12 protein-coding genes are annotated in these 13,146 nt (G+C 46.9%); 11 read left to right on the top strand and 1 reads right to left on the bottom strand.

Going from position 1 to position 13,146, the window contains the following annotated elements; all coding sequences use genetic code 11:
• Positions 1 to 12 precede the first annotated feature (12 nt).
• From ACPYIV_RS08280 to ACPYIV_RS08260, 5 genes are all read left to right on the top strand, one after another.
• On the top strand, positions 13 to 1,626 hold the full coding sequence (locus tag ACPYIV_RS08280; RefSeq protein ID WP_425886317.1) for a SusD/RagB family nutrient-binding outer membrane lipoprotein: 1,614 nt from the start codon (positions 13 to 15) through the stop codon (positions 1,624 to 1,626).
• A 139-nt stretch (positions 1,627 to 1,765) separates the two neighbouring features.
• A complete protein-coding gene (gene nikR, locus ACPYIV_RS08275; RefSeq protein WP_293734226.1) occupies positions 1,766 to 2,167 on the top strand; it encodes a nickel-responsive transcriptional regulator NikR in 402 nt (133 codons plus the stop codon).
• Between the two features lie 91 nt (positions 2,168 to 2,258).
• Positions 2,259 to 4,142: a TonB-dependent receptor plug domain-containing protein gene (locus tag ACPYIV_RS08270; protein ID WP_425886316.1), complete on the top strand. Its 1,884-nt coding sequence runs from the start codon at positions 2,259 to 2,261 to the stop codon at positions 4,140 to 4,142.
• 46 nt (positions 4,143 to 4,188) lie between these two features.
• The gene (gene panB, locus ACPYIV_RS08265) at positions 4,189 to 5,016 is read left to right on the top strand and encodes a 3-methyl-2-oxobutanoate hydroxymethyltransferase (protein WP_301704950.1); all 828 of its coding nucleotides are present in this window, start codon (positions 4,189 to 4,191) and stop codon (positions 5,014 to 5,016) included.
• Between the two features lie 10 nt (positions 5,017 to 5,026).
• A complete protein-coding gene (locus ACPYIV_RS08260) occupies positions 5,027 to 6,358 on the top strand; it encodes a cobyrinate a,c-diamide synthase (protein ID WP_301704951.1) in 1,332 nt (443 codons plus the stop codon).
• Here ACPYIV_RS08260 and ACPYIV_RS08255 read toward each other — a convergent pair.
• Positions 6,330 to 7,751: a sialate O-acetylesterase gene (locus ACPYIV_RS08255; RefSeq protein WP_425886315.1), complete on the bottom strand. Its 1,422-nt coding sequence runs from the start codon at positions 7,749 to 7,751 to the stop codon at positions 6,330 to 6,332. The two genes, ACPYIV_RS08260 and ACPYIV_RS08255, sit on opposite strands and share 29 nt — an antisense overlap.
• Before the next feature lie 72 nt (positions 7,752 to 7,823).
• On the opposite strand from ACPYIV_RS08255, the gene ACPYIV_RS08250 reads away from it, so the two are divergent.
• The 6 genes from ACPYIV_RS08250 to ACPYIV_RS08225 all read left to right on the top strand — a co-directional run bounded on the left by ACPYIV_RS08250 (position 7,824) and on the right by ACPYIV_RS08225 (position 13,144).
• Positions 7,824 to 8,390, top strand: a complete 567-nt coding sequence (locus ACPYIV_RS08250) for a cob(I)yrinic acid a,c-diamide adenosyltransferase (protein WP_293734231.1) — start codon at positions 7,824 to 7,826, stop codon at positions 8,388 to 8,390.
• A gap of 92 nt (positions 8,391 to 8,482) precedes the next feature.
• On the top strand, positions 8,483 to 8,800 hold the full coding sequence (locus ACPYIV_RS08245; protein WP_293740109.1) for a type II toxin-antitoxin system RelE/ParE family toxin: 318 nt from the start codon (positions 8,483 to 8,485) through the stop codon (positions 8,798 to 8,800).
• 8 nt (positions 8,801 to 8,808) lie between these two features.
• Entirely contained in the window at positions 8,809 to 9,153 is a 345-nt protein-coding gene (locus ACPYIV_RS08240; protein ID WP_293740110.1) for a HigA family addiction module antitoxin, read from the top strand.
• Positions 9,154 to 9,220: 67 nt separating this feature from the next.
• The gene (locus ACPYIV_RS08235) at positions 9,221 to 10,576 is read left to right on the top strand and encodes a dipeptidase (protein WP_425886314.1); all 1,356 of its coding nucleotides are present in this window, start codon (positions 9,221 to 9,223) and stop codon (positions 10,574 to 10,576) included.
• 1 nt (position 10,577) lies between these two features.
• Positions 10,578 to 11,888, top strand: a complete 1,311-nt coding sequence (locus ACPYIV_RS08230; protein ID WP_425886313.1) for a DEAD/DEAH box helicase — start codon at positions 10,578 to 10,580, stop codon at positions 11,886 to 11,888.
• A complete protein-coding gene (locus ACPYIV_RS08225) occupies positions 11,885 to 13,144 on the top strand; it encodes an amidohydrolase family protein (RefSeq protein ID WP_425886312.1) in 1,260 nt (419 codons plus the stop codon). Before ACPYIV_RS08230 ends, ACPYIV_RS08225 begins: the two co-directional genes overlap by 4 nt.
• The last annotated feature ends 2 nt before the right edge of the window (positions 13,145 to 13,146 follow it).

Genomic DNA, 13,146 nt, shown 5'->3' with positions numbered 1-13,146 from the left:
AAAAAGAGTATTATGAAAAGCAAATTCAATAAATATATAGCTGCGTTCCTAATTGCAGGAATGGCCGGACTGATGGCTTCTTGTACGGAAGATTTTGAATCGCAGAACACAAAGACAAACGGTTTTACCGAAGATTTGCAGTCGTATGACTATATGTATTATACATTGCCGCTGACAATTGTGGAGCAGGGTATCTATTTCAACTACGATTGGGGTGGTGGTAAGAACTGGCCTTTCCAGACGATGCAGAACTTGGAAGCGGATATGTTCTCCGGTTATTTCCATGATATGAACGGTAGTTTTAACAGCAATAACTCTACCTATCACCTGAATGATAGTTGGACTTCTTCAAACTGGACTTATACGTATGGATATGTCATGACGGCTGCAAAGAATGCCGAACGCCGGAATGCCGACAGACCGGAGTTCCTGGGTGTCGCTAAAATCCTGAAAGTGGAACTGATGCATCGTATTGCCGATATCTACGGACCGCTGGTCTACACGAATTACGGTGAAAGTACCGGTTCAGAACCGGACGATATGAAAACGGCTTATTACGCTTTCTTTACCGATTTGGATGAAGCATTGGTTGCTATTCGTTCGTATGTGGCTGCCAATCCGGATAAGAATCCTTTTAAGAAATCGGATTTCCTGACACCGAACCAGACCTATGGCGACTGGATTAAATTTGCCAATTCCCTGCGTTTGCGTCTGGCTATCCGCTTGTCCGGTGTCGACCCGTCGAAAGCTGCCGAAGAAACGAAAAAAGCTTTGTCCGACGAAGGCGGTGTGCTTGAAGAACCGGCTGACGTAATAGCCGTAAACGCTACGACAAGCGGATTCTCGAACCCGTTGGGCGAAATCAACAAAGGTTGGGGTGAAGTCTTTATGAATGCGAATATGGAATCTTACTTGGTTGGATATGACGATCCTCGTATTTCTAAATATTATAATCCGGCTGTCGGTGGCTCCGAAGGCGCTCTGTTCGATATTGCCGGAAAGTATAAGGGAGTTCGCCAGGGAACAGGCGTTACGCATAGCAAATATAGCGACCATTCATCCAGTACGGTTGCCCAGAATACGGATGCGATCCTGCTGACGGCTGCTGAAGTATGGTTTTTGCGCGCCGAAGCTGCCTTGCGTGGATATATCTCCGGCGATCCGGGTGAATATTATAAAAAAGGCGTTGAAACTTCTTTTGCACAATGGGGTGCTGCCAATGTTTCCGATTATCTGGCAAGCGAAAAGGTCCCTGCCGATTATAAGGATGCATTCGACAAGAAATTTGATGTCCCTGCCGCTTCGACAGTGACTCCGAAATGGGATAATGCCCTTTCTAACGAGCAGAAGCTGGAAAAGATCATTACGCAGAAATGGCTGGCTATCTATCCGGAAGGTTGTGAAGCCTGGACCGAACAGAGACGTACGGGATATCCGAAGTTGTTCAAGGTGGCTGTCAACAATAGTGGTGGAACGATCGATACGGATATTATGATCCGCCGTTTGTTTTATCCGCAGGCACTGATCAGTGACAATCCGACTCAATACGGACAATTGACCCAGGCTTTGGGTGGCCCTGATACGGGAGGAACCCGCTTGTGGTGGGATACCGGCCGGAACTTTTAAGAAATATTTGATTCTGTAAAATTATAAGTTAGAACGATTAGACTACAATAGGAGCGGGCTTGTGAAAAGTCTGCTCCCATTTTTTATTTTAAAAAATATATTATCTTTACGCCCGAAATTTCAATAAAAAAAGTTGTATATGTCTTTAAAGCGTTTCGGAGTCTCTTTAGAAGATAACCTGTTGGAATCCCTGGACCAATATGTGAACGAGAATGGCTTTGCCAATCGTTCGCAGGCAATCCGTTTTCTGGTGGAAAAGAACGTGGCTGAAAAGAAATGGCAGTGCAACCATATTGTGGCGGGTACGATCATCATTATGTACGACCAGGTCAAAAAAGAAATTACTTCCCGGATTGCCGATATCCAACAAAATTATCAGGATGTTATCCTGTCTTCTTCCCAATATTATGTGAACCGGAATTTTTGTCTGCACATCGCAACTGTGATGGGTACGGCTAATCGATTGACTGAATTGTCCGACCGGTTGACTACGATAAAAGGGATCAAGCATGGCAAGTTGGTTATGAGTCGGGCGGATTAGATATATTTTTTGCCCGTGCGGTAACACGAATTATAAAAAATGTGACACGAAAGATGTGTTTTGCAATAGGAATATATAACAAATTTGAGATATGAAGAAAGGAATTTTATTCGCCTCCGGACTGTTATGCAGTTCTTTGGCTTTTGCAAATGATCCGGCTGTAATCGATAGTTTGATCAACCTGCAAGGGGTGGTTATTTCAGCCAACAAGGTGCAGGTGAACCGGAATAGTGTGCCTCTTACTATTTCTGTGATTGACCGGGATCAGATCGAGGCAAGTAGCGAATCGGCTTTGTTGCCGGTGTTGTCCCAGTATGTGCCGGGATTGTTTGTGACGCAAAAGGGAATTACTGGTTTCGGAGTTTCGGAAGGAGCGGCAGGTACGGTGAATATTCGCGGTGTCGGAAGCGGTAACAAGGTTCTGATGTTGTTTGACGGGCAACCGCAGTGGGCGGGCGTGTTCGGACATTCTTTGCCTGATACGTATGTCGCTTCGGATGTGGAAAGGGTGGAAGTTATCCGTGGTCCGGGATCTTTATTATATGGCTCCAATGCAATGGGGGGAGTTGTCAATATCATTACCCGTCACCATAAGCAAGAAGGACGGCGCACGCAGGCACGCGTAATGTATGGCTCTTACAATACGCAGAAATACATGGTGAATAACGGTTTTAACGCCGGTAAATTCAGCAGCTTTATTTCGATAAATCATGACCGCACAGACGGGCACCGTCTGAATTCGGATTTTAATATCACGAATGGTTTTGCTAATCTGGGATATGTATTTAATGATCATTATCGGATGACGGGCGATGTAAGCCTTGCCAAATCGAAGTTCCAGAATCCGGGTAAGACATTTGAACCTATTATAGACAATAAAATGGATATTTTGCGTGGGACGGCTTCTATGGCTTTGGAAAATAACCACGGTAAAATGAGTGGCGCTTTGCGTCTGTTCTATAACTGGGGGAATCATAAAATCAATGATGGCTACGATCCGGGAGAGGAACCTAAGACCTATCTTTTCCGTTCTGATGATCACAATGTGGGAGTCCAGCTGTATGAATCATTCCGCCTTTTCAAAGGAAACAATTTCACTGTCGGTGTGGATTATAAAAACTGGGGCGGATATGCTTGGAATGATAATAACGACGGATCTGAAAAAGAATTGGTCGATAAGACAGTGAATGAAACAGCTGGATACGTCATCATGCAACAGGATCTTTTTGATATATTGAGTCTGAATGCCGGTGTCCGTTATGAACACAGCAGCACTTACGGAGGTGAATGGGTTCCACAGGGAGGTGTTACGGTACGTCCGTTTGAAGGAAATACCATTCGAGCATCTGTCTCCAAAGGATTTCGTAGTCCGAATATCCGCGAGATGTATATGTGGGGGGCTGCCAATGCGGATTTGAAACCGGAGAGTATGGTGAATTATGAAGTCGCTGTCGGACAATATTTTCTGGAAGGTGACTTGTTCACTGAATTGACCGCTTTCTTCATCGACGGGAAAGATATGATCTATTCTGTAAGTGTGAATGGAGACAACAGGCCTCCTTATAAGAATTTGAATACTGGGACATTTGTAAATAAGGGTATCGAATTTGAAGCCCGCTATCAAATTTGTAAGAATTTGAATTTGGACATGAATTATAGTTATTTGCATATGAGCAAACCCATTCCGGGAGCTCCTGCACATAAGTTCTATGCGGGTGCAACCTATATGCCGGGACGTTTTACCTTGAATGTGAATGTACAGTCTGTCTTTGATTTATACACTGATACGAATTGTACCAAAAAAGAAGATTTTACAACTTTGAATGCGAAGGTCGCTTATCGTTTCGGTACGCGCGACAAAGGATTGAATCTCTTTGTGAAAGGAGAGAACCTGACGGCTGCCCGTTATACTATTAATGATGGTTTTCCGATGCCGAAAGCGATCTTCATGGGAGGAATCGATGTCACTTTCTAAACATTTTGTATACCTTTGCGTCCTGTAACATTTAATAAAAAACATTATGTCAGTTGCAAAGAGGGATTTAGAGGATAATAGAAAGGTGACCACACATCGCCTGATAGAAATGAAACAGCGTGGAGAGAAGATTTCCATGTTGACAGCTTACGATTATTCGATGGCTCAACTGATCGATCAGGCGGGTATGGATGTTATATTGGTGGGCGATTCGGCTTCCAATGTAATGGCCGGTAACGTAACGACGCTGCCGATCACGCTGGACCATATGATCTATCATGGTAAATCGGTCATGAAAGCCGTTAAGCGTGCATTGGTAGTGGTGGACCTGCCTTTTGGAACCTACCAGGGCAATTCGAAAGAAGCGCTGGCTTCGGCTATCCGGGTGATGAAGGAAACGCATGCGGATTGTATCAAGCTTGAAGGCGGTGCGGAAATTCGGGAATCTATCGAACGCATTCTGTGTGCCGGCATTCCTGTCATGGGACATTTGGGATTGACGCCTCAGTCTATTAATAAATTCGGAACATACACGGTTCGCGCCCGCGAAGAAGCGGAAGCGAAGAAGTTGATCGAAGATGCTCATCTGCTGGAAGAAATCGGTTGCTTTGCTATCGTATTGGAAAAGATTCCGGCTGCTTTGGCTGCACAGGTCGCTTCTGAACTGACCATCCCTATTATCGGTATCGGTGCCGGCGGAGGTGTGGACGGACAGGTGCTGGTTATGCATGACATGCTGGGTATCAACCAGGGATTTTCTCCCCGTTTCCTGCGCCGTTATGCAAATCTGGCAGAAGATATAACTCGTGCCGTACAGGCTTATATTGAAGATGTGAAGACACAGGACTTCCCGAACGAGAAGGAACAATATTGACATATTATTTATGCAATCTCACCTACTGATCGGCGCCGCTTCATCGGGGAGCGGGAAAACAACTTTTACGCTCGGTTTGCTTCGTGCCTTGAAGAACCGTTCGCTAAGGGTGCAGCCTTTTAAATGCGGGCCGGACTATATCGATACGCGCCATCACAGGATGGCTGCCGGAAGCCCGTCGGTGAATCTGGATCTGTTTATGATGTCGGAAGCGCACGTGCGCGACCTGTATGGCGGTTATACGGAAAAGGCGGATGTGGCGGTGACTGAAGGGGTGATGGGACTGTTTGACGGATATGACGGTATGAAAGGGAGCAGTGCGGAAATTGCTTGTATGTTGAAAATACCGGTCGTTCTGGTTGTAAATGCAAAAAGTACGGCCTATTCTGTGGCTCCTTTATTGTACGGGTTCAAACAGTTTAATAAGAATGTGGAGGTTGTAGGAGCTGTTTTTAATTTTGTAGCTTCCGAAAGCCATTATTCTTTTTTGAAACAGGCCTGTGAAGATGTCGGGGTCGAGGCGTTGGGATATCTTCCCAAGAGTGCGGATGTGGAGATTCCCAGCCGCCATTTAGGACTGTCGCTTGATGAAGATTTCTGCTTTGAAGAGTTTACCGACCGTGTGGCGGAACTTGTCGAGAAGCATGTAGATATCAACCGTTTGCTGGAACTAACAAAACCAGTTGCGTCAGTCGTCGTTCCTATATCTGCAGACCGTTGTTCCTATAAACGTGAGTCTTCGTTCCCTATTGCGATTGCCCGCGATGCTGCATTTAATTTTATGTATGAAGCGAATATCCGCTATTTGCATCAGTTCGGAGAAGTTACTTATTTTAGCCCGCTGGCAGATGCTTCTTTGCCGGAAGCCGGTTTCGTTTATCTTCCCGGAGGTTATCCTGAATTATATCTTGCTGCTTTATCGGCAAACAGACCGATGCTTCAATCCATTCGCCGGTATGCCGAGGGTGGAGGAAAGCTGCTGGCCGAATGTGGCGGCATGATGTATCTTTGCGACGAGATACGGGATAAGGATGGAAAAGTCTATCCGATGGCAGGCGTACTGCACCAATCCGCTACGATGGAGAATATGAAGTTACGTCTGGGCTATCGTACCTTATTATATAATGAGTATCGCCTGAAAGGGCATGAGTTCCATTATTCCCGCTTGGTGGAACAAAAGAATCCGCTTCCATCCTGTGCTGTCGCTTATACTGCCAAAGGTGTGGAAACGGATACTCCGTTTTATCGTTATAAAAATGTGTTAGCCGGATATACACATTTGTACTGGGCAGACCCGGCCGGAAACGAATGGTTTACCAACTATCTGTCCGGAAAGGAATAACCGGCAGGTTACGGGGATTCTTCAAGTTTCCAGGTCGGAAGTTACGGAAACAGTAGCGGACGGCCACAGGTTTCTTTACCTTTTGGGATGATACGACGATTTCGTTCGGTTTGGAGCCGAGTTCCGCTTTTGCAGGATGGAATACTTTGTCTTGTCCGGCAATTTCAAATCCTTCAATGCCTATCCACGGACTGAACCCTTTGTCGGCGTTATCGAAACGGACAGTGATCTTGTTTCCGTCAGCCTGCATCTCCTTGTAGGAAGGACTGTCTGCCACGATCCCTTTATAACCGTATGTCTTGACCAAAGCCTGATAGGCCAGGCGATCTCCGATATCTTTTTTGTTTTGAGGATGGATCTGCGGAGCTTCATAAGGTTTCACGAGGTCATTGGTCGAGATTATGGCACTGTTGGGAATCAATGTATGTGCAGCCTTGAATTGTGCTTCGCGCAATAAGGCTCCGTCGATGCCTTCCGGCTTGTTGCCATAAGCAAAAGGTGCGATTTCTACGATATAGAATGGAATATCGCCTTCTTTCCAGATCGAACGCCAGTGCTTGACCATCGTGGCAAGACGTTCGGCATAGGTGCCGGCCTTTCCTACATTGCTGCATCCCTGATACCAGGCAAAACCTTTGATCGTGTAGTTCCGGCAGGGATAAAGCAAGGCGTTATACATGATCATCGGATGCGTCCAGCTCCGTTCCTTTTGTTTGGCTTCGTTGAGGTCGATGTCCGGATAGTTTTTCAGTATCTCTTCCGGTAGCCAGCCTTCCACGCGTGAGCCACCCCAGGAACAGTTGATGATACCGACGGGAACCTGCAAGGTGCGTTGTAATGCCAAAGCATAGAAGTAGCCGGTGGCGCTGAACCATTGTGCATTTTCGGTAGTCGGCTGTTTCCATTCTCCATTGGCATATGCTTGTGGGGTAAGGGCGCTTTTGCGTTCGATAGTCGCCATGCGGATTCCCGGATGGTTCGGAGCGTCAGCTATTACGTTGTTGGAGTTTTCGATCGGGCATTTATCAAAACCGTTCAGTGGCATTTCCATATTGGACTGTCCGGAGCAGAACCAAACTTCGCCGATCAGCACGTCGTGAAGTGTCACGGGCTCTCCGTCGCTGATCGTAAGGGTTTGCGGAGTGAAGTTTGCACTGGGTGTGACAATTGTCGTTTCCCATAATCCCTGGTCATTCACTTTCGTCTCTACGGGCAGGTTGCACCAAGAGGCCTGGATGGTAACGGTACTGTTGGGAGTCGCTTCTCCCCATAAGCGTGCATCGGTCTGCTGTTGGAGCACCATGTGGTCGCTTAACAATTGCGGTAATTTTACTTTGGCATTTGCCGTTATGCAACATAACAGGCAGAGTGCGGGAATCAGATTTGCTTTCATGAGAATTAGATTAAATACAATAGTCAAAGATAATGGTTATATTTGTCACAGTACTTATCAAATTTGATAAAAATGAGAATATATACACGTGGAGGAGATAAAGGCCGCACCGGGATTCATGGAGGCGAGCGGGTGGATAAAGATGATATCCGGATCGAAGCGAACGGGACGTTGGATGAAGTGAATGCCGAAATTGGTATTGTCCGTGCATTGCTCCCGGCCGGACATGAGTGGCAGGATTTGCTGGGAAGGATACAAAGGGAGATGATGGCGGTGATGTCGCACGTGGCGACCCCATCGGCTATTCGTGATAAGAACCCGAACAAAATATCCGATGATCTGGTTTCTATTTGTGAAGAACAGATTGACGCCTTGTCGGCGAAGATGGAAGATAACGGCTACTTTATCCTGCCAGGCGGCACGCTCGTTTCCGCTCACTTACAGTTGGCCCGTACGATTGTACGCCGTGCCGAACGCTGCCTGTGGACACTGAACCGGAAAGATCCTGTTTCACCCGGGATCATGCAGTTCGTGAATCGTCTTTCCGATTTGTTTTTTACAATGGCACGCTATGAAATGTTTCGCCAGGGGAATGCGGAGGAACGCTGGCAGTCGTTTTTGTATAAACGGCAGAAGTAATCCTATACCGATTCTTGACGATTAGGTATCGGTTCACATATTTGTGAATATAAAAAGAATCTGTTATATTTGTACGTAAATACGAAAACAATATGGTTGTTGCATTTGAAGAGGCATATTTAAGTGACCTTTACGAAAAAGGAAGGACTGACGATAAGATGCATCGTTATCAGCCTGATGTCATAAAACGTTATCGAAGATGTATCCAATTAATGAAAAGCGTTGCGGATATTACATCTTTGGCAAAATATAATTCGCTGAATTATGAAACGTTGAAAGGCGACAAAAAAGGTATTTCATCTATAAGGGTGAATGATAAATACCGAATCGAATTTGCCGTAAGAGATTCGATGGAAGAACCGATTGTTACCGTATGTAACATAATTGAATTGTCAAACCATTACAAATAAAAGCCGTTATGATTACATTAAAAGGTGTTGATCCCAAAATGATTGCCAATAATTTAATTCCGTCTGAACCGATACATCCCGGTGAGATCCTGAAAGATGAAGTCGAGTATCGCGGCATATCGCAAAGAAAACTTGCCTTGCGAATGGGGATTTCTCCGACATTGCTTAATGAAATATTAAATGGTAAGCGTGCCGTCTCGACAGAGTATGCCCTTTTGTTTGAAGCTGCGCTTGGCATTGATCCTGAACCGTTGCTTAAAATGCAGTCTGATTACAATTTGCAAGTGGCAAAGGCTGATAAATCCTTTGTGGAAAGACTTTCCAATATAAGAAAGATCGTTGCAATGCTGTAAAGGAGAAGTTGTTTTAAGCTGTCTTTTTTGAACTGTAAGAAAAGGTTTCTAATTAAATAAAAATAGTATGTCAATAAAAAAGTATATCGAGTCCAACAAAGACCGTTTCATCGAAGAACTTTTCTCTTTGATCCGTATTCCATCGATAAGTGCCAAGCATGAGCATAAGCCTGATATGGAGGTATGTGCGAAACGCTGGACGGAACTCCTGCTTGCCGCCGGTGCCGATAAAGCAGTGGTGATGCAGACCGAAGGCAATCCGGTCGTGTATGGAGAAAAGATGGTTGCTCCCGAGGCGCAAACCGTTTTGGTCTATTCGCACTACGACGTAATGCCCGCCGAGCCGCTTGACCTTTGGAAGAGCCGTCCGTTCGAACCCGAAATCCGGGACGGTCGTATCTGGGCGCGTGGTGCGGATGATGATAAAGGGCAGGCCATGATGCAGGTAAAAGGCTTCGAGACTGCCCTGAAGCTGGATTTGCTGAAATGTAATGTGAAATTTATCTTCGAAGGAGAAGAAGAGATCGGTTCGCCGAGCCTCGAAGCTTTCTGCCGTACACATAAAGATTTGTTGAAAGCTGATGTTATTCTGGTTTCCGATACCAGCATGGTCAGTGCCGAGACACCTTCGTTGACCACCGGCCTTCGCGGATTGGCCTATTGGGAAGTGGAAGTGACAGGCCCTAACCGTGATTTGCATTCCGGGCATTTCGGGGGTGCAGTCGCTAATCCGATTAATGTGTTATGCAAGTTGATGGCTGATATAACCGATGCCGACGGACGGATCACGATCCCCGGTTTCTATGACGACGTGGAAGAAGTTTCTCCGGCCGAACGCGAAATGATCGCACAGATTCCGTTTGACGAAGCTAAATACAAAGCCGCTATCGGAGTGGATGAGCTGTTTGGTGAAAAAGGTTATTCGACGTTGGAACGCAACAGTTGCCGCCCGTCTTTCGATATCTGCGGTATCTGGGGCGGTTATACGGAAGAAGGCAGCAAGACGGTTCTTCCTTCCAATGCCTATGCCAAAGTTTCCTGCCGTTTAGTTCCGCATCAGGACCATGAAAAGATTTCAAAACTATTTGAAGAGTACATGAACCGTGTGGCTCCGGCTTATGTAAAGGTAAAAGTGACGCCTAAACATGGTGGACAGGGTTATGTTTGTCCGATCGACCTTCCCGCTTATAAGGCGGCTGAAGATGCCGTTGCCGTAGCCTTCGGCAAACGTCCGTTGGCTGTGCGCCGTGGTGGCAGTATTCCTATTATCTCGACTTTCGAGCAGGTGTTGGGCATCAAGACCGTCCTGATGGGATTCGGCCTCGAACAGAATGCGATTCATTCGCCGAACGAAAGCTGTACGCTTGATTTCTTTTATAAAGGAATCGAGTCGGTAGCCGAATTTTATAAACGATTCAATTGATATGACAAATAAAGAAATAGTCGCCCGTGCGCTTGCCAATACCGGCATTGCTGCTTTGAACGAGATGCAACAGGCGGTATTGGATGCCGGGACGACAAAAGATATGGTGCTGCTCAGTCCGACAGGATCGGGTAAGACGTTGGCCTTCCTCTTGCCGTTGCTGACGACATTGACGGATGAGGACAAAAAGATACAAGCATTGATCATTGCTCCTTCTCGTGAGCTGGCCTTGCAGATCGAAACGGTATTCCGTTCGTTGGGGGCCGGATATAAGGTGAATTGTTGTTACGGAGGCCATCCTATCCGCACGGAGAAGAAAAGCTTGGAACATCCGCCGACGGTCCTGATCGGAACGCCGGGGCGTATCGTCGACCATCTGGAACGGGGAAATATCGACCTTGACAGTGTGCGTACGCTAATCTTGGATGAGTTTGACAAATCGCTCGAACTGGGCTTCCTCAATGAAATGAAGGAGATTGTGGCACATCTCCCCGGCGTGCGCCGCCGGGTGCTGACTTCGGCAACGGCAGCTGTCGATATTCCTGCTTTTACCGGGATTACGACTCCTGTACGGTTATCGTTCCTGAAGGAGGTGAAGGAGTCTAAAGGGCTGACTTTGCGCGTGGTCAAGTCTCCCGTAAAGGACAAGCTGGAAACATTGTACAAACTTTTAGGCGAACTAAAAGGCGGTTCTGCCCTTATCTTCTGCAATTTCCGTGAGACGGTGGAACGGGTGAGCGATTATCTGACCGACATGGGAGTGGATAACGAATACTTCCACGGGGGAATGGAGCAGTCGGAGCGCGAACGTGCCTTGTCGCATTTCCGCAACGGCAGTGCTACCGTATTTATCTCTACCGATCTGGCCTCCCGCGGTCTCGATATTCCGGAAGTAAAGAATGTGATCCATTACCATCTTCCGGTGGGTGAAGAGGCGTATGTACATCGTAACGGACGTACGGCCCGTATGAATGCGGAAGGAGTTGCCTACCTGATCTTGAACGAAGTAGAGACGGTCCCTGACTATATCACCCGCGAACCGGAAGAGTTTTTCCTGCCGGAAGTGGCAAAGAAGCCCGTCTGTTCCGAATGGGTGACGCTGACGATCAACCGGGGAAAACGGGATAAGCTGAGCAAGAAAGATGTAGTCGGTTTCCTCTTCCGGAAAGGTGGATTGGAAAAGGATGACCTGGGGATTGTCGAGGTAAAGGAAAGCTGTGCTTTTGCTGCTGTCAAGCGGGACAAGCTTGCTGGTTTACTGGGTCGCATCCGGGATGAAAAGATAAAGAATATGAAAGCTAAGTTTATATGAGCATATTGATAAAAGGCGCTTTGCTGGATGGCGCCGTGACCGATGTTTATATCGAGAAAAAGGAGATCAGGCAGATAGGGGCGGATCTTCAGGTGCAGGCGGATCAGGTGATAGACGGAAGGCGTAAAGCCCTGATTCCGGGTTTTGTCAATGCACATACACATGCTGCCATGACACTTTTTCGTGGCTTTGGCGATGATATGCCGTTGATGCCCTGGCTGGAACAGAAGATCTGGCCGAACGAAGCGAAGTTGACTCACGAGGATGTGTATTGGGGGACGAAGCTCGCCTGCCTCGAAATGATAAAGAGCGGGACGACAACATTCTTCGATATGTACCATAAGTTCCGGGACACAGCCGATGCCGTCGAAGAAATGGGTTTGCGTGCTTTGCTTGCCGGTGTCTGCTTCGATCATTTCAAACCGGAACTGGCTGAAAAGAGCAAGCGGGAAAACGAGAAACTGGTTGCCGAAGTGGATCACTATAGCAAACGCATACAGTATGCCGTCGGTCCCCATGCCATCTATACCGTGTCAGGTGAACTGCTACAATGGATACATGGTTTTGCTACGGAGCATTCTGTCCCGATCCATCTGCATTTGGCAGAGACGGAGGGAGAAGTCCGGGATTCGGTCAAACAGTTCGGTCTTACTCCCGTACGATATTTATATAAATTAGGCATATTGTCCCCACGCCTGATCATTGCGCACGGTATCTATGTCGACGATGATGAAGTTTGTATGTTGGCGGATCACGGGGTGAAAGTGGTGCATAATCCTGCATCCAATATGAAGCTGGCTTCCGGCATCCAATTTAAGTTCTGTGAGATGAGAAAAGCCGGTGTGACCGTCGCTTTAGGAACCGACGGCTGTTCTTCTTCCAATAATCTGGATATGGTCGAGGCGATGAAACTCGCTTCGCTTTTAGGCAAAGCCTGGAGAAAAGATCCGGAGGCGATTCCTGCCGGTGAAATATTCAAGGCGGCGACAGAAGCAGGTGCTTCGGCTATTGGGCTCAAAGCCGGAAGGATTGCCGAAGGCTATCTGGCGGATCTCTGCCTGGTCGATCTGAACATCCCGGCTTTTATCCCGAATCATAACTTTATCTCCAATCTGGTGTATGCGGCAAACGGCAGTTGTATCGATACCGTTATCTGTGATGGCAAGATATTGATGCGGGATAAAAAGGTTCCGGGCGAGGAAGAGATTATGGAGCATACAGCCGAACTTGCTTACAAGCTGGTGAAAGAATCGTAGGC

Source organism: Parabacteroides vesiculifaciens (assembly GCF_049860805.1).
Classification (GTDB): domain Bacteria; phylum Bacteroidota; class Bacteroidia; order Bacteroidales; family Tannerellaceae; genus Parabacteroides.
The sequence above is the reverse complement of the archived record's forward strand: the minus strand, read 5'-3'. Positions and strand labels throughout refer to the sequence as shown.

Bases quoted from the DNA above. Each gene is read 5' to 3' on its own strand.
- ACPYIV_RS08280 (WP_425886317.1), top strand. From the start codon at position 13: ATGAAAAGCAAATTCAATAAATATATAGCTGCGTTCCTAATTGCAGGA.
- nikR (WP_293734226.1), top strand. From the start codon at position 1,766: ATGTCTTTAAAGCGTTTCGGAGTCTCTTTAGAAGATAACCTGTTGGAA.
- ACPYIV_RS08270 (WP_425886316.1), top strand. From the start codon at position 2,259: ATGAAGAAAGGAATTTTATTCGCCTCCGGACTGTTATGCAGTTCTTTG.
- panB (WP_301704950.1), top strand. From the start codon at position 4,189: ATGTCAGTTGCAAAGAGGGATTTAGAGGATAATAGAAAGGTGACCACA.
- ACPYIV_RS08260 (WP_301704951.1), top strand. From the start codon at position 5,027: ATGCAATCTCACCTACTGATCGGCGCCGCTTCATCGGGGAGCGGGAAA.
- ACPYIV_RS08255 (WP_425886315.1), bottom strand. From the start codon at position 7,751: ATGAAAGCAAATCTGATTCCCGCACTCTGCCTGTTATGTTGCATAACG.
- ACPYIV_RS08250 (WP_293734231.1), top strand. From the start codon at position 7,824: ATGAGAATATATACACGTGGAGGAGATAAAGGCCGCACCGGGATTCAT.
- ACPYIV_RS08245 (WP_293740109.1), top strand. From the start codon at position 8,483: ATGGTTGTTGCATTTGAAGAGGCATATTTAAGTGACCTTTACGAAAAA.
- ACPYIV_RS08240 (WP_293740110.1), top strand. From the start codon at position 8,809: ATGATTACATTAAAAGGTGTTGATCCCAAAATGATTGCCAATAATTTA.
- ACPYIV_RS08235 (WP_425886314.1), top strand. From the start codon at position 9,221: ATGTCAATAAAAAAGTATATCGAGTCCAACAAAGACCGTTTCATCGAA.
- ACPYIV_RS08230 (WP_425886313.1), top strand. From the start codon at position 10,578: ATGACAAATAAAGAAATAGTCGCCCGTGCGCTTGCCAATACCGGCATT.
- ACPYIV_RS08225 (WP_425886312.1), top strand. From the start codon at position 11,885: ATGAGCATATTGATAAAAGGCGCTTTGCTGGATGGCGCCGTGACCGAT.